10 protein-coding genes are annotated in these 16,382 nt (G+C 65.5%); all 10 read left to right on the top strand.

Going from position 1 to position 16,382, the window contains the following annotated elements:
• Nucleotides 1–7 precede the first annotated feature (7 nt).
• The gene (locus tag RPF88_RS20875) at nucleotides 8–1,792 is read left to right on the top strand and encodes a sensor histidine kinase (protein WP_024501992.1); all 1,785 of its coding nucleotides are present in this window, start codon (nucleotides 8–10) and stop codon (nucleotides 1,790–1,792) included.
• Nucleotides 1,793–1,809: 17 nt separating this feature from the next.
• Entirely contained in the window at nucleotides 1,810–2,271 is a 462-nt protein-coding gene (locus RPF88_RS20870) for an HPr kinase/phosphorylase (RefSeq protein WP_337123126.1), read from the top strand.
• Nucleotides 2,272–2,435: 164 nt separating this feature from the next.
• The gene (locus RPF88_RS20865) at nucleotides 2,436–2,837 is read left to right on the top strand and encodes a PTS sugar transporter subunit IIA (protein WP_010912939.1); all 402 of its coding nucleotides are present in this window, start codon (nucleotides 2,436–2,438) and stop codon (nucleotides 2,835–2,837) included.
• Nucleotides 2,834–3,130, top strand: coding sequence for an HPr family phosphocarrier protein (locus RPF88_RS20860; RefSeq protein WP_013528333.1), 297 nt, complete (start codon nucleotides 2,834–2,836; stop codon nucleotides 3,128–3,130). The genes RPF88_RS20865 and RPF88_RS20860 overlap by 4 nt, the downstream gene beginning before the upstream one ends.
• A 180-nt stretch (nucleotides 3,131–3,310) precedes the next feature.
• On the top strand, nucleotides 3,311–4,711 hold the full coding sequence (ahcY, locus tag RPF88_RS20855) for an adenosylhomocysteinase (RefSeq protein ID WP_013528332.1): 1,401 nt from the start codon (nucleotides 3,311–3,313) through the stop codon (nucleotides 4,709–4,711).
• Between the two features lie 199 nt (nucleotides 4,712–4,910).
• Nucleotides 4,911–7,466: a sensor histidine kinase gene (locus tag RPF88_RS20850; protein WP_337123125.1), complete on the top strand. Its 2,556-nt coding sequence runs from the start codon at nucleotides 4,911–4,913 to the stop codon at nucleotides 7,464–7,466.
• 8 nt (nucleotides 7,467–7,474) lie between these two features.
• Nucleotides 7,475–8,986 (top strand): bifunctional tRNA (adenosine(37)-N6)-threonylcarbamoyltransferase complex ATPase subunit type 1 TsaE/phosphotransferase, encoded by a 1,512-nt coding sequence (locus tag RPF88_RS20845; RefSeq protein WP_013528330.1) that lies wholly within the window; start codon nucleotides 7,475–7,477, stop codon nucleotides 8,984–8,986.
• Nucleotides 8,983–9,711: a nucleotidyltransferase family protein gene (locus RPF88_RS20840; RefSeq protein WP_337123124.1), complete on the top strand. Its 729-nt coding sequence runs from the start codon at nucleotides 8,983–8,985 to the stop codon at nucleotides 9,709–9,711. The genes RPF88_RS20845 and RPF88_RS20840 overlap by 4 nt, the downstream gene beginning before the upstream one ends.
• Nucleotides 9,708–12,842 carry a double-strand break repair protein AddB gene (addB, locus tag RPF88_RS20835; protein ID WP_337123123.1) on the top strand — a complete coding sequence of 1,045 codons (3,135 nt, stop codon included), beginning with the start codon at nucleotides 9,708–9,710 and terminating at the stop codon, nucleotides 12,840–12,842. The genes RPF88_RS20840 and addB overlap by 4 nt, the downstream gene beginning before the upstream one ends.
• Nucleotides 12,839–16,357 carry a double-strand break repair helicase AddA gene (gene addA / locus RPF88_RS20830; protein WP_337123122.1) on the top strand — a complete coding sequence of 1,173 codons (3,519 nt, stop codon included), beginning with the start codon at nucleotides 12,839–12,841 and terminating at the stop codon, nucleotides 16,355–16,357. The genes addB and addA overlap by 4 nt, the downstream gene beginning before the upstream one ends.
• Nucleotides 16,358–16,382: the final 25 nt, after the last annotated feature.

Raw genomic sequence — 16,382 nt, 5'->3', positions numbered from 1 at the left:
CTATTCGATGGCAGTGGAAGCACAGCGAACAAGACCGGCGGGCGCCTCCAGGCGGCCGTCGCGGATCATGCCGTCCTTCGTCTCGAAGATCACGGTGCCGATGCGCCGCTTCCTTGGCCATCACATCTTTTCCAGCCTGACGCGGCGTATCCTGTTCCTCAACCTTGCCGGCCTCGCCGTGCTGGTGACCGGCATCCTCTATCTCAACACCTTCCGCGACGGACTGATCGACGCCCGCGTCGAAAGCCTGATGACCCAGGGCGAGATCATCGCCGGCGCCATCGCCGCTTCGGCGACGGTCGAGACGGATTCGATCAGCATCGACCCGGAAAAGCTGCTTGAACTGCAGGCCGGCGAAAGCCTGGGGCCGGGCTCCGACCAGCTCGACAATCTCGATTTCCCCATCAACCCGGAGCGTGTCGCCCCGGTGCTGCGAAGGCTGATCTCGCCGACCAGGACCCGCGCCCGCATCTATGACCGCGACGCCAATCTGCTGCTCGATTCGCGCCACCTCTATTCGCGTGGCCAGATCCTGCGCTACGACCTGCCGCCGGTCGAGGAAGAAGAGCCCGATCTGGTCGAGCGCATCCAGAAATTCGTCTTCGACTTCTTCCGCAACACCGAGCTGCCGGTCTATCACGAGCAGCCGGGCGGCAATGGCGCCGCTTTCCCGGAAGTGGTCAAGGCGCTCACCGGCAGCCCTTCGACCATCGTGCGCGTCAGCGAGCAGGGCGAGCAGATCGTTTCGGTGGCGGTGCCGATCCAGCGTTTTCGTGCCGTCCTGGGCGTGCTGATGCTGTCGACCGAAGGCGGCGACATCGACAAGATCGTCGCCGCCGAGCGCAAGGCGATCCTGCGCGTCTTCGGCATCGCGGCCCTTGTCACCGCCATCCTGTCGATGCTGCTCGCCTCGACCATCGCCAATCCGCTGCGCCGGCTGTCGGCGGCGGCGGTGCGAGTGCGGCGCGGCGTCAAGAGCCGTGAGGAGATCCCCGACTTTTCCGACCGCCAGGACGAGATCGGCAATCTGTCGATCGCCATACGCGACATGACCAACGCGCTCTACGCCCGGATCGAGGCGATCGAAAGCTTCGCGGCCGATGTCTCGCACGAGCTGAAAAACCCGCTGACGTCGCTGCGCAGCGCGGTGGAGACCTTGCCGCTGGCCAAGAACGACGATTCGCGCGGCCGGCTGATGGATATCATCCAGCACGATGTCAGGCGGCTGGACCGGCTCATCACCGATATTTCCGACGCATCGCGCCTGGACGCGGAACTCGCGCGTGAAGATGCGGGAACGGTCGATTTGAAGAAATTCATCACCGATCTGGTCGCCGTTTCGCGCGAAGCGACGCGCAACAAGAAGGCGGTCGAGATTGAGTTCAAGGCCGCCAAACTGCCGCAGGGCGTCAAAGGCTATGTCGTCGTCGGCCATGATCTGCGCATCGGCCAGGTCATCACCAATTTGATCGAGAACGCCCGTTCCTTCGTTCCCGAGGATCATGGCCACATCAGCCTGTCGCTGGCGCGTGCCGGCAAGTTCAACATCGTCACCATCGACGACAATGGCCCCGGCATCCGCGCCGACAACATCGACCGCATCTTCGAGCGCTTCTACACGGATCGGCCGGCCGGCGAGGCATTCGGCCAGAATTCGGGCCTTGGCCTGTCGATATCCAGGCAAATCGTCGAGGCCCATGGCGGCACGCTAACCGCCGAAAACATCCCCGGCACCAAACCCGGCGAGATCAAAGGCGCGCGTTTTGTGGTGACGTTGCCGGCCGAAGGCTGAGAGCATGAATTCCAACCATGCCTGGTCCAGCCGTGCAGCCTGAAAACATTCACGCGACAATGGTTTTGATCGGCGAGCGCGGCATTCTCATCACCGGAGCCTCCGGCTCGGGCAAGACGGCGCTGGCGCTGGCGCTCATCGATCATTGTCGCCAGCGCGGATCGTTCGCGCGGCTCGTCGGTGACGATCAGCTCTTTGTCGAGGCGCATGCCGGGCGGCTGCTGTGCCGCGCTCCCGCCGCCATAGAAGGCCTCGTCGAGGTGCCTGGGCTCGGCCCCCGGCCTCTGCCATTCGAGCCGGCAGGCCTCGTCGACTTGCATGTCCACCTGGTGCCGGCCGATGAAGCGCCGCGCTTCCAGGAGGATGCCGCAAGCAGCATCGTGGGTTGTCTGGTGCCACAGGTCGATGTGGTCGAACGCAATGTCCCGGCGGCCTTACCGGTCGTGATGGCGCGGCTGTCGATCGCGCCTTTTCTATGATCCGCTCCGGGTTTTTTGCTGCAATGCGTCAAAATGGCATGCGCCTGCGCAATTTTGGGCTTGTCAACGGGCCGCGCGTCGACAAGATAGCGCTCCCGCCGCCTGGATTGGCTGGCGAGCATAAAATGCGCCTGTGAAGCGGCGATGACGGGAGCCACCAAAGAATGATCGGACTCGTGCTTGTAACGCACGGTCAACTGGCCACCGAGTTCCGACATGCCGTCGAACATGTCGTCGGGCCACAAGACAATTTCGAAACCGTGGCGATCGGTGCCGACGACGATATGGAGCAGCGTCGCCGCGACATCGTCGACGCGGTTGCCCGTGTCGACACCGGGGCGGGCGTCATCGTGCTGACCGACATGTTCGGCGGCACGCCCTCCAATCTTGCCATCTCGGTGATGGAGTCCGGCCGCACCGAGGTGATCGCCGGCATGAATCTGCCGATGCTGATCAAGCTTTCCTCGATCCGCAAGGGCGACAACATGGCGGCCGCCCTTGATGAGGCCCAGGCCGCCGGTCGCAAATACATCAATGTTGCCAGCCAGCTCCTGAGCAGCAAATGACCGCGCTGTCCCCGGAAAAAGATCAGATAGTCCGGGATTTTCCCATCATCAACCAGCGCGGCCTTCATGCGCGCGCTTCGGCGAAGTTCGTCCAGCTGGCCAGCGGCTTCGATGCCTCGGTGCATGTCGAGAAGGATGGCGTCAAGGTTGGCGGCACCTCGATCATGGGTCTGATGATGCTGGCGGCAAGCCCCGGCTATTCGATCCGCGTCACCGCCAGCGGGCCGGAGGCCCAGCAGGTCATCGACGCCCTGGAGCAACTGGTGGCGTCCCGCTTCGGCGAGGAATGCTGATCTGGTAGAGCGCGATATGCACCCGCGAGACATGCAGGGATAAAGATTTCTTTATATCCCATTGTCGTCCTTGCCCCGATCTGCTAGTCAGGCCGGCAATTCGCGCCCTTGGACGCGCCGACCGGCGCGGGCGTGTCCGCAACAAATTCGCAAGCACAACATTCGCATCGGAGTACTGCCATGACGGGTAGCAAGGACTATGTGGTCGCCGACATCTCGCTTGCCGGCTGGGGCCGCAAGGAACTCGAGATCGCCGAAACCGAAATGCCGGGCCTGATGGCCTGCCGTGAGGAATTCGGTCCCAAGCAGCCGCTCAAGGGCGCGCGCATCACCGGCTCGCTGCACATGACGATCCAGACGGCGGTGCTGATCGAAACGCTGAAGGCGCTTGGCGCCGACATCCGCTGGGCCTCCTGCAACATCTTTTCGACCCAGGATCACGCGGCTGCGGCCATCGCCGAAGCCGGCATCCCGGTGTTCGCCGTCAAGGGCGAGTCGCTCGAGGAGTATTGGGACTACACCGACAAGATTTTCCAGTGGGCCGACGGCGGCCTCTCCAACATGATCCTCGATGATGGCGGCGATGCCACCATGTATATCCTGATCGGCGCCCGCGCCGAGGCCGGCGAGGACGTGCTGTCCAACCCGCAGAGCGAGGAAGAGGAATATTTCTACGCCCAGGTCAAGAAGCGCCTGAAGGCTTCGCCCGGCTTCTTCACCAAGCAGAAGGCGGCGATCCGCGGCGTCACCGAAGAGACGACCACCGGCGTCAACCGGCTCTACCAGCTGCAGAAGAAGGGCCTGCTGCCCTTCCCTGCCATCAACGTCAACGACTCGGTCACCAAGTCGAAGTTCGACAACAAGTATGGCTGCAAGGAATCGCTGGTCGACGGCATCCGCCGCGGCACCGACACGATGATGGCCGGCAAGGTCGCTGTCGTGTGCGGTTATGGCGACGTCGGCAAGGGCTCTTCGGCCTCGCTCAAGGGCGCCGGTGCCCGTGTCAAGGTCACCGAGGTCGATCCGATCTGCGCCCTGCAGGCGGCGATGGACGGTTTTGAAGTCGTCACGCTGGAAGATGCGGCCCCCACCGCCGATATCGTCATCACCACCACCGGCAACAAGGATGTCGTCACCCTCGACCATATGCGCTCTATGAAGGACATGGTCATCGTCGGCAACATCGGCCATTTCGATAATGAGATCCAGGTCGCCGCGCTGCGCAATTTGAAATGGACCAACGTCAAGCCGCAGGTCGATATGATCACCTTCGCGGACGGCAAGCGGATGATCCTTTTGTCGGAAGGACGGCTGCTCAATCTCGGCAACGCCACCGGCCACCCGAGCTTCGTCATGTCGGCATCCTTCACCAACCAGGTGCTGGCGCAGATCGAGCTCTACACCAAGCCCGGCCAGTACGAGAACCAGGTCTATGTCCTGCCCAAGCATCTCGACGAAAAGGTCGCGCGCCTGCATCTCGACAAGCTCGGCGCCCGCCTGACCGAACTGTCGGGTGAACAGGCCGCCTATATCGGCGTCACGCCGCAGGGTCCGTTCAAGCCGGAACACTACCGCTATTAACCAAAGCTAAAATTACTACCAGATATTGAGGCCGGGCGATTGACTTTTCGCCCGGCCTTATTTTTGCGCGCCATCAGCCTTCACGGCGATTCGGCGAGGGGTTATTGTCAGGTGATTCGGCGATGCTTCCAGCCCGAGAGGGTCAAGAGAGGCACGCATCAGGGCGGTCTTGCATTCAGGCGGCGGAGAGGACCAAGACATGCCGGGGCAACACCCGCACAGAGCGGGACGGGCCGTTTCCGGCGGCCATGACGATTCGGGGATTGCTGACTCCGCCCTGGAAGGGGGGAGCCTGTCCTGGCGCGCCCGCGCGTCGACATTCCTTGCCACCTCCGCGCTCGCGGGGCCCTTGGCCGGCGCCGCCGCGCATGCCGAGACCGCTGTTGCCAGCGTCGCCGGACTGTCGGTGAGTGCCATTGATGTCATGCAGCTTGCAGTGTTCGTCGGCGTGACGGGTGCCGCACTGATATCGGCCATCGTTCTCATCCGCGAAAGAGCCCGCACCTCGGCGGAGAATGTCGAACTCAGGAGCCGCCTCGCCGACATCAACGCGGCGCTCCGCCGTTCCGAGGCGCTGCTCAATCTGCGCGACCAGCGCGTCGTCGTCTGGGCTGCGGAAAACAAGAAGCCCGAGCTCATCGGCACATTGCCCGTCGAAAGCGGCGCTCCCGAGGATAGGGCCGCTTTTCTTGCTTTCGGCCGCTGGCTGATGCCGCGTTCGGCGGCGGCACTCGAACATGCCGTCGCGGGATTGCGCGAAAAGGCCAAACCCTTCGACCTGGTCATCGAATCGCAGGCCGGTGCGCCGCTCGAAGTGCATGGCCGCAAGAGTGCCGCGCATGTGCTCGTGCGTTTCCTCTCGCTCTCGGAGACGCAGCGCAGCCAGGCCAGACTGAAGATCGAGAACCAGCGGCTGGCCGCCGACCACGACACGATGATCGGCCTGCTCGACGCGCTGAACATGCCGGCGTGGCTCCGCGGCGAGGATGGCGGGCTGAAGTGGGTCAACCGCGCCTATGCCGATGCCGTCGAAGCCGAAAATGCCGAAGCCGCGGTTCGGGAGAAGAAAGAGTTCCTCGGCGGCCAGGCGCGCGATGCGATTGCCGCCCAGCACAGGACGCATCCGGTTTTCGAGCAGTCGCTGTCCACCGTGATCGAAGGCGATCGCCGTGTGTTCGCGGTCACCGATTTCGCCGGCAGCGATGGCTCGGCCGGCCTTGCCTGCGACACCAGTGCCATCGAAGCCGTTCGCGGCGAATACGAACGGACGGTGCGAAGCCACGCCGACACGCTCGACCAGCTCAACACGGCGGTCGCCATTTTCGACACCGACGAGAAGCTGCGGTTCTTCAACCAGGCCTTCCAGAAGCTTTGGGGCCTGGACGCAGGCTTCCTGCACAGCGCTCCAGACAATGCCTTGCTGCTCGACCGGCTGCGCAGCGAAGGCAAGATCGCCGAACAGCCTGAATGGCGCCGCTGGAAGGAAGGCCTGCTCGGCGCCTATCGCGCTGTGGAATCCCAGGAACATTGGTGGCATCTGCCGGATGGCAAGACCATCCGCGTCGTCGCCAACCCCCAGCCCAAGGGCGGCGTGACCTGGGTGTTCGAGAACCTGACCGAGAAGATGGACCTCGAGAGCCGCTACCAGACAGCGGTGCGGGTCCAGGGCGAGACGCTCGACAATCTTGCCGAAGGCGTAGCGGTGTTCGGACCCGACGGCAGGCTCCGGCTGTCGAATCCTGCCTTTGCCACGCTCTGGGGATTGAGCGGCGAAGCGGCCAAGCCCAGCGTCCATGTTTCCACCATCCGCGACCTTTGCGACCGGCAGGCGGCGGACAGCCCCTGGCCCGGCTTTGTTGCCGCCGTCACCGGCTTCGACGACGAGCGCCGCGACCGCCACGGACAGACCGAGCTCAACAACGGCAACGTGTTGAGTTACGCCATGATCCCGCTGCCCAACGGGCAGGTGATGATGACCTTCGTCGACGTCACCGACAGCGTCCATGTCGAGCGGGCGCTGAAGGACAAGAACGAGGCGCTGCAAAAATCCGATCAACTCAAGAACGAATTCGTCCAGCACGTTTCCTATGAACTGCGCTCGCCGCTGACCAACATCATCGGCTTCACCGAACTCCTGTCACAGCCCACGACCGGTCCGCTGACGCAGAAGCAGCGGGAATATGTCGAGCATGTCAGCTCCTCCTCCGCGGTCCTGCTCACCATCGTCAACGACATACTCGACCTGGCGACGGTGGACGCCGGCATCATGCAGCTCGATATTTCCGAGGTGCAGGTCGATCGCACCATCGCCGCTGCGGCCGAACTGGTGGCCGACCGGCTGGAAGAGCATTCGATCAGGCTCGAGGTCGAAGCAGCCTCGGCGCCGAAGACGTTTCACGGCGATGAGGTCCGCGTCCGCCAGATCCTCTACAATCTGCTCAGCAACGCCGCCAATTACGCCCCGGAAGCCAGCACCATCCGGCTCACTTGCCGCCATCTGGCGGACGGGGTGGAATTCTCGGTCCATGACGACGGTCCCGGCATGCCGCCCGATGTGCTCGATTCGGTGTTCCGCCGTTTCGAGCCGCGCGCCAATGGTGGCCGCCGGCGCGGCGCCGGCCTCGGCCTGTCGATCGTCAAGAGCTTCGTCGAGCTGCATGGCGGCAGCGTTCGCATCGAAACCGGCAAGGACAAGGGCACGACCGTCATCTGCACCTTTCCAGACATGCCGGGCATCCGTGCCGCGGCCGAGTAGCGCGTTCGATGACCGGACTGGTGCTGGAGCGATTACTCGCCGACGAGACCCAGACAGCGCGGCTGGGCGAAGATCTGGCGCTGTCGCTGCGCCCAGGCGACGTGCTTGCCCTGAAGGGCGATCTGGGCGCCGGCAAGTCGACGCTGGCGCGGGCCTTGATCAGGACCTTGGCCGACGATGCCGGCCTCGACGTTCCGAGCCCGACCTTCACGCTGGTGCAGAGCTACGACACCCGCATTCCGGTGCATCATTTCGATCTCTACCGCCTGTCCTCGGCCGACGAGATCGATGAGCTTGGTTTCGACGAAGCCTTGGCGCAAGGTGCTGCTTTGGTCGAATGGCCGGAGCGGGCGGAAGCCCATCTGCCGAAAACCACGGTCCTGATCGAGCTCGTCCAGCATGGCAACGGCCGGCTGGCACGATTGTCGGGGCAGGGACCTGCCTTCGATCGGGCCGCACGGTCGCTGGCCATGCGCGACTTTCTCGTGAGCGCCGGCTGGGCGCAAGCGCAGCGCCGCCATTTCATTGGCGATGCTTCTGCCCGCTCTTACGAGATCGTTTCGCTGCCAGGCCAAAAGCCGCAAGTGCTGATGAACTCGCCACGGCTGGTGCTCGGCCCGCCGGTCCGCGACGGCAAGCCCTATGCCGAGATCGCCCACACCGCCCAGTCGGTTTCCGCTTTCGTCGCCATCGACCGCGCCTTAAGGGCAGGCGGCGTCAGCGTTCCGGAAATCCATGCCGAGGACCAGGAGCAGGGATTCCTGCTACTCGAGCATCTTGGCTCGGAAGGGTTCCTCGGCAGCGATGGCCAGCCGCTGCCCGAGCGCTGCGCGGCGGCGGCCGAGCTGCTGGCCATGATGCATGGCAGGACCTGGCCGCAGCGCCTGGAAACAGGGCATGGCGGCTTCCACGATGTCCCGCCTTTCGACCGCGAGGCCATGATGATCGAGGCCGATCTGCTGGTCGACTGGTACGTGCCGGCAATAACGGGCAGCCCGGCAAGCGGTGCCTTGCGCGCCGGCTACCACAAGCAATGGGGCGCGCTCCTCGACCGGCTGCACGGCCGCGAATATACGCTGATGCTGCGCGACTTCCATTCGCCCAACATCATCTGGCGCGGCGACCGTTCAGGGCATGATCGGCTGGGCATCGTCGATTTCCAGGATGCGCTGATCGGCCCGTCCGCCTATGACGTCGCCTCGCTGGCCATGGACGCGCGTGTTACGATGTCGCCCGAGATCGAGAGAAAGACGCTGGATGCCTATGTCGCGGCGCGCCACGCAGCCGGTGCTTTCGACGAGGCAAGCTTCCTGGAATCCTACGCCATCATGGCGGCGCAACGAAATTCCAAGATCCTCGGCATCTTCGTCCGCCTCGAAAAGCGCGACGGCAAGCCCTATTATCTAAAACACCTGCCGCGCATTCGCGATTATCTGCGCCGGGCCTTGTCTCATCCGGCGCTGGCAAGCCTGCGCGAGTTCTACGACGCCCACGGTTTGCTGGAGGAGCGAGCGCTGTGACAGCAGGACCGGACACCGCCATCGTACTTGCCGCTGGCCTTGGCAAACGCATGCGGCCGATTACCGACACCATTCCCAAGCCGCTGGTCAGGATTGCCGGCAAGACGTTGCTCGACTGGAGCCTCGACAGCCTGGCTGCCGCCGGTGTCGCGAAGGCCGTGGTCAACGTCCACTATTTTCCCGAACAGATCCTCGCCCATGTCGCCGCGCGCCGCGCGCCAAAAATCGTCATTTCCGATGAGAGCGAACAACTGCTCGATTCCGCCGGCGGCATCGTCAAGGCGCTGCCGGAACTGGGCGAGCGACCCTTCTACATCCTCAATGCCGACACCTTCTGGATCGATGACGGTCCTCTCAATCTCCAGCGCCTCGCCCTTGCATGGGACGCGGCGAAAATGGATATTCTGCTGATGCTGGCGGATCTCCAACAGGCGACCGGACACTGCGGCAGCACCGATTTCCTGGTGGCGCCGGATGGCGGCTTGCGGCGTTCAAAGGGGGATCCGGCGGGGCTGATCTATGCCGGCGCGGCGATCGTCGATCCGCGCCTGTTCAAGGGCGCACCGGCCGGGCCGCGCTCGCTCAACGCCTATTTCGATTCCGCCATCGCCGCAGGGCGCCTGTTCGGCATGCCCATGCATGGCCACTGGATCACCGTCGGCACGCCCGATGCCGTACCGCTCGCGGAAGCGGCGGTCGCCGGTGCGCTCATCGAGTCGCAATGAGCGGCTCCAGCCGCGTCTTCTCGATCCCGCCCGGAGCGCCGTTTCTGCCGACGCTTGCCGAGGCGCTGCTTGCCGGTCGTCTTGTTCCGGGGTTTCGATTCGACGGCGACCCGCTCGCTTTGGCCGATGCCACCATCTATGTGCCGACACGCCGTGCCGCGCGTGCCTTGCGGGGTGTCTTCGTCGACAGCCTGGCGGCACGCGGCGGCGGCGGCTCGGCGATCCTGCCGGTCATCCGGCCACTCGGCGAATTCGACGAGGATGAGGCTGCGTTCGAGACCGAGGCAGCGGCGGCCATCGATCTGGCGCCGCCGATTTCGGCAACCGAACGCCTGTTGCTGCTGACGCCGCTGGTGCGCGCCTGGAAACGCCGGCTGCCGGCGCATGTCGCCGCCCTTTTCGCCGAGGAGATCGTCATCCCGGCTTCCACCGCCGACGCGATCTGGCTGGCGCGCGATCTCGCCCGGCTGATGGACGAGATCGAGACGGAAGGCACCGACTGGGCCAAGCTCACCGATCTGGTGACCGGCAATCTTGCCGGATGGTGGCAGGTGACGCTCGAATTCCTCGGCATCGTCACCGAAGCCTGGCCGAAATTCCTCGCGGAAAGCGACTGCTCCAATCCGGCCGCGCATCGCAGCGCGCTGATCCGCGCCGAGGCGGCGCGGCTGCAGCGCAATCCGCCCGTCGGCCCGGTCATCGCCGCAGGCTCGACCGGCTCGATACCAGCGACGGCCGAATTGCTTGCTGCGATCGCGCGCCTGCCCGGCGGCGCCATCGTGCTGCCGGGTCTCGACCGGACGCTGGACGAAGCGTCGTTCCAGGCGATTGCCGCGCCTGGCGCGCGTCCAGCCGTACTCGGCCACCCGCAATATGGCTTGGCCAGGCTGATCGGCAAGATCGGCGTATTGCGCGGCGACGTCGAGGAGATTGGCGTGGCCGAACCGCGACGTGCGCTTCGCGCTGCCCTTGTCGGCGAAGCGCTGCGGCCGGCCGAAACCACCGAACTCTGGGCCGAGACACGTGCCGGTTTCCCGGCGTCCGACATTGCCGGCGCCTTCGCCGAGGTGACCTTGCTCGAAGCCGCCAGCGAACGTGATGAGGCCGTCGCCATCGCCGTCGCGCTCAAGCGCGCGGTCGAACAGCCCGGCCAAAGGGCGGCTCTCGTCACCGGCGACCGCGCATTGGCGCGGCGCGTCTCGATCGAGCTCCAGCGCTTCGGCGTCGTTGCCGACGATTCCGGTGGCACACCGCTCGCCAACACCCCGGCAGCCAGCCTGCTCAGGCTGGCGCTCGAGGCACTGTTCCGGCCAGGCGATCCGGTTGGCCTGCTGTCGCTGCTCAAGCATCCGCTGCTCGGCCTCGGCCTCGAACGGGCCGATGTGCGCCACGCGGCGGAGCTGATCGAACTGGTGGCGTTGCGCGGCGGCACAGGCCGCCCCGACATCGTTTCGCTACCGGAACTGTTCGAAGCCCGCCTCACCGGCTTGGGCGGCGGCAGCCGACAGCCCTTCTGGTTTTCCCGGCTGACCGTGCGCTCTATCGAAACTGCGCGGAATTTGCTCGAACGTCTCAAGCAGGCGCTGGCGCCGCTCGCAGCCTTCCGAGGCCGGGATGACGCCGACCTTGCCGCGCTTGTCAGGGCCAGTGTCGTGACACTCGAAAATCTCGGCCGCACCGCCGACGGCGGCCTTGGCGAACTCTATGCCGGTGACGCCGGCGAGAAGCTTGCCGAACTGCTGCGCGGGCTGGTCGCGGCTTCGGCTTCGCTGTCCTTCGCGGCGACCGAGTGGCCCGACATCATGGCGGCGCTGATCGCGCCTGAAACGGTCAAGCCGGCACAAGGCACCGACCGGAACATCGCCATCTGGGGCGCGCTGGAAGCCCGGTTGCAGACGGTCGACACGCTGGTCATCGGCGGGCTCAACGAGGGCGTATGGCCGCGCAAGCCAGAGAGCGACCGCTTCATGTCGCGGCTGATGAAGACCGGCATCGACCTCGAGCCGCCCGAGCGGCGTATCGGCCTTGCCGCGCATGATTTCCAGATGGCCATGGGCGCCGGGAAGGTGGTGCTGTCCCGCTCGGCACGTGCCGGCGATGCACCCGCCGTGCCGTCGCGCTGGCTTCAGCGGCTGCTGACCTTCATCGGCAGCGACCAGGCAGCGGAGCTGCGCCGGCGTGGCGACGAGCTGCTCGCCTGGGCGCGCGCGCTGGATGCCGGCCCAAGGCAGGATTTCGCACCACGGCCGCAGCCGAAGCCGCCGCTGTCGGTGCGCCCGACGCATTTCTCGGTCACCGAGATCGAGACCCTGCGCCGTGATCCCTACGCCGTCTATGCAAGACGCATCCTCGGCCTGATGCCGCTCGATCTGGTTATTCGCGACCCCGGTGCGGCCGAGCGCGGCACGCTGTTTCACGCCATCCTGCACCTGTTCTCAGGCAGCGTCGCCGATCCGCGCGCTCCCGATGCGCTTGCGGGCCTCATCGCCGCCGGCCGCGCCTGCTTTGCCGAAGCCGCCCTTCCTGGCGATGTCGAGGCCGTGTGGTGGCCGCGTTTCGAGAAACTCGCCGCCAACATCATCGAGTGGGAGCGCACGCGCGCCGACGCAGTCATCCGGCGGCATGCCGAGGAGCGCGCCGGAAAGACCGTTGTCGGCCAATCCGGCGTGACGCTGTCCGGCTACGCCGACCGCGTCGACCTTCTGGCCGGCGGCATGGCCGACATACTGGACTACAAGACTGGCTCCTCGCCGTCCAAGGTGCAGGCCCACACGCTGCTTGCGCCGCAACTGGCGCTGGAGGGCGCGCTGCTCAGGCGCGGCGCCTTCAAGGATTTGGGCGTGCGTGAGCCCTCTCAGCTGGCTTTCATCAGGCTGAAGCCGAATGGCGAGGTGTTCGAGGAATCCATCCTCGAACACAACCGCCAGCCGCGAACCGCGACCGATCTTGCCGAAGAGGCCTGGGCACGGCTGGAAAAGCTGCTGATCCACTATGCAGACCCTGCGACCGGGTATCTGTCGCGCGCGCTGCCGTTCCGCGAAGGCGAGACGGATGGCGACTACGACCATCTTGCCCGCGTGCTCGAATGGTCGGCAGGCGGGGATGCCGGCGACGAGGGAGGGGAGGCATGAAGAAGGCCTATCCCATTCCCAGCGACACCGCGACCAGCCAGGCCCGCGCCGCCGACCCCGGCAATTCCGCCTGGGTGTCGGCCAATGCCGGCTCCGGCAAGACCCATGTGCTGGCCCAGCGCGTCATCCGGCTGCTGCTGCGCGGCACCGATCCGTCGAAGATCCTGTGCCTGACCTATACGCGCGCCGCCGCCGCCAACATGTCGAACCGGGTCTTTTCGACACTGTCGGAGTGGACGACGCTTGGTGACGTGGATCTGGCGGCAAAGGTCGAGGCGCTGGAGGGGCGCCGGCCCGATCTCGAGACCATGCGCCGGGCGCGGCGCCTGTTCGCCGAGGCGCTGGAAACGCCCGGCGGGCTGAAGATCCAGACCATCCACGCCTTCTGCGAATCGGTGCTGCACCAGTTCCCGCTGGAGGCCAACATCCCGGCCCATTTCGAGATGCTCGACGGCCAGATGGAGGCATCGCTGTTTGCCGCGGCGCGCCGCGAGATGATTTCGGGCACGTCCGCCGGTGACAGGGATCTGGCCGAGGCTTTTGCCTCCATTCTCGATCGGGGCGGCGAAGCCGGGCTCGACGCCTTGCTGGGTGAGATTGTGCGCAAGCGCGACGGCTTGCGCCATTTCATCGACGCGGTCGGGCGCGATGGCACGCACTTCCAGGCCCTGTTCGACGAATTCCATTTCCATCCAGGCCAGACAGCCGAGGGCATAGCCGCTTCGGTATGGCCGTTGCCGGGCTTCCTGCCCGACTATTTTGCCGGCTTCGCCCACGCCGCCGAGGCCACCGACGCCAGATCGGTACTGAACAACATCCTGCCCTATGCGCGGCAGGCCTTTGCCGAGGGCGATCCCATTCGCCGCCTGCAACTGCTCGCGCGAGCCTTCCTCAAGACCGATGGCGACGCTTACGACCCGGCAAAGGCCTTCAAGAGGGCCCTGGTCGACCGGTTGCCGGATCTGGCGGAGCGTTATCTCTCGGCCGCCAACGCCATAGTCGAAACCACCGATCGGCTGGCCCTGTTCCGGATGCTTGAAGGCACGGCTGCCGCGCTGACCATCGCCGACTGGCTGATCGCCCGCTACGAAATGCTGAAGCGCAGCCGCGGCTTCCTCGATTTCAACGACCTGATCACCCGCACCGTCAACCTGCTGGCGCGGCCGGACGCCGGCCCCTGGGTGCAGTACAAGCTCGACCAGGGCATCGACCACATCCTGCTCGACGAGGCGCAGGACACCAGTCCGGACCAATGGGAAGTGGTGAAACGGCTGGCGGAGGAATTCTTTGCCGGCTTTGGCGCACGCGACAGGGTCCATCGCACGGTGTTCGCCGTCGGCGACGAGAAGCAGTCGATCTATTCGTTCCAGGGTGCGGCCCCAGACTCCTTCGCCGACAGCCGGCTGTTGTTTGCCGGACGAGTGCGTGACGCCGAGGCGTCCTTCGCCGATCTCAAGCTGACCTGGTCGTTCCGCTCGACCGACGATGTTCTGACCGCGGTCGACCGCGTCTTCGCCGATCCAGCCGTGCGGCGCGGCATCAGTCATGATCCCGATCCGCTTCGCCACCAGGCGATCCGCACCGACGCGCCGGGCTATGTCGAGGTGTGGCCGTCGGTCGGCGCTGAAGCCGTCGATGAGCCAGATGACTGGACACAAGCCATCGACCATGCCCATGCGCCAGCGGTGCGCGTGGCCGAGAACGTCGCCGCCACAATCGCCGGCTGGATCGGCAGTGGCGAAATCATCGAAGGCCGCGGCAAGCGGCTGCGGCCGGGCGATGTGCTGGTGCTGGTGCGCAAGCGCGATCGCTTCGTCCATGCCCTGACCCGCGCACTCAAACGCCGCGACATTCCGGTTGCCGGCGCCGACCGGCTGAGCCTGCCCGGGCACATCGCGGTCAAGGACCTGATCGCGCTCGGTCACCTCCTCATCCAGCCGCAGGACGATTTGTCGCTTGCCGCCGTGTTGCGCAGCCCGATCTTCGATCTGCCGGAAGAGGCGCTTTTCACGCTCGCCGCGCAGAGGCCGTCGGGTCTGTCGCTGATCGCGTCGCTGCGACAGCACGCCGGCGACAGCGAGAGACTGGCGAAGATCGTCGCCCAGGTCGACATCTGGACGAACGAAGCCGCGTTTAAGCCGGTGTTCGAATTCTATGCCGCCCTGCTGGCGCGCGATGGCGTGCGCCGCAAGATGATCGCGCGGCTCGGGCCCGAAGCCGGCGATATTCTCGACGAGTTCCTGAGCTTCTGCCTCGCCGAGGAGCGAACCGGCCTGCCGGGGCTGGAAGCCTTCCTGTCGACGTTGGAAAACGCCGGTCCCGAGATCAAGCGCGAGATGGACCAGACCCGCGACGAGATCCGGGTCATGACCGTGCACGCCGCCAAGGGCTTGGAAGCGCCCGTCGTGTTCCTGGTCGATGGCGGTTCCGCGCCGTTCAGCGACCAGCATTTGCCGCGCCTGATGCCCTTCGATAGCTCCGGCGCGAACTGGGATGGCAAGGGCTATCTCTGGCGCTCGGCCAGCGAGGTCGCCAACGGTTTTTCGAAAGCAGCGGCCTCAAGGGCACGGGAACTCGCCGACGACGAATACCGCCGGCTGCTCTATGTCGGCATGACCCGTGCCGAGGACCGGCTGATCGTCTGCGGCTATCATGGCAAGCGGGCGCCGAACGCCGGCACCTGGCACTCGATCGTCAGCCGCGCGCTGATCGGTGCGCCGGAGAGCGAGCAGCGTGCGCATCCCGCCGGCGGCGAGCCGGTGCACCGTTTCCATGTCACCAAGCTGCCCCCCGTCGCGCCAAGTTCCGCCGAGCAGGTACGGCAGGCCGACGCTTTTGGGCCTTTGCCGGCGACGCTGTTCCGGCCCTTGCCGCCCTTCGAGGATCTGCCGCGTCCGTTGTCGCCATCGGGCGCCTCGGCGCTGATCGACGAAGGCAAGCAAGCCGTTGTCGACAAGGCGTCGCCGGTGCTCGACGCCGATGCCGAGCCCGGCTTTGCCGTGCTGCGTGGGCTCGCCCTCCACAAACTGCTGCAGATGCTGCCCGGTATTGCCGAGCCCGAACGTGCGGGAGCGGCAGAACGCTATCTCTTGCGAACCGGTACGGACTGGCCGCCATCAGAGCGTGAAAAGGCCCTGGCGTCGGTCACATCGATCCTTGCCGATCCCGGCTTCGGTCAGCTGTTTGCGCCATCGTCGCGTGCCGAGGTTGCGATCATGGGCAGCTTGGAGGTCAAGGGCAAGAAGCGCTCGATTTCCGGCAAGATCGACCGGCTGGCGGTAACGCCGGACACGGTATCGATTGTCGACTACAAGACCAACCGGCCGGCGCCCGCCACTCTGGCCGAGGTGCCGCCGGCCTATGTCCTGCAGTTGGCGCTCTACCGCGCGCTGTTGCAGCCGCTCTATCCCGGCCGCACGGTCAAGGCGGCCTTGCTCTTCACCGAGGCGCCGCGGCTGATCGAACTGCCTGCCAGCGCCATGGACGACGCCCTTGCTCGACTCACGGGAGCGTGACACAACACCTGCTTGAAGAAGGGCG

This window comes from Mesorhizobium sp. ISC11, assembly GCF_037162595.1.
GTDB classification, from domain to species: Bacteria; Pseudomonadota; Alphaproteobacteria; order Rhizobiales; family Rhizobiaceae; genus Mesorhizobium; species Mesorhizobium ciceri.
The sequence above is the reverse complement of the archived record's forward strand: the minus strand, read 5'-3'. Positions and strand labels throughout refer to the sequence as shown.

Excerpts from the sequence above, each read along its gene's own strand:
- RPF88_RS20875 (WP_024501992.1), top strand. The coding sequence starts at position 8 with ATGGCAGTGGAAGCACAGCGAACAAGACCGGCGGGCGCCTCCAGGCGG.
- RPF88_RS20870 (WP_337123126.1), top strand. The coding sequence starts at position 1,810 with ATGCCTGGTCCAGCCGTGCAGCCTGAAAACATTCACGCGACAATGGTT.
- RPF88_RS20865 (WP_010912939.1), top strand. The coding sequence starts at position 2,436 with ATGATCGGACTCGTGCTTGTAACGCACGGTCAACTGGCCACCGAGTTC.
- RPF88_RS20860 (WP_013528333.1), top strand. The coding sequence starts at position 2,834 with ATGACCGCGCTGTCCCCGGAAAAAGATCAGATAGTCCGGGATTTTCCC.
- ahcY (WP_013528332.1), top strand. The coding sequence starts at position 3,311 with ATGACGGGTAGCAAGGACTATGTGGTCGCCGACATCTCGCTTGCCGGC.
- RPF88_RS20850 (WP_337123125.1), top strand. The coding sequence starts at position 4,911 with ATGCCGGGGCAACACCCGCACAGAGCGGGACGGGCCGTTTCCGGCGGC.
- RPF88_RS20845 (WP_013528330.1), top strand. The coding sequence starts at position 7,475 with ATGACCGGACTGGTGCTGGAGCGATTACTCGCCGACGAGACCCAGACA.
- addB (WP_337123123.1), top strand. The coding sequence starts at position 9,708 with ATGAGCGGCTCCAGCCGCGTCTTCTCGATCCCGCCCGGAGCGCCGTTT.
- addA (WP_337123122.1), top strand. The coding sequence starts at position 12,839 with ATGAAGAAGGCCTATCCCATTCCCAGCGACACCGCGACCAGCCAGGCC.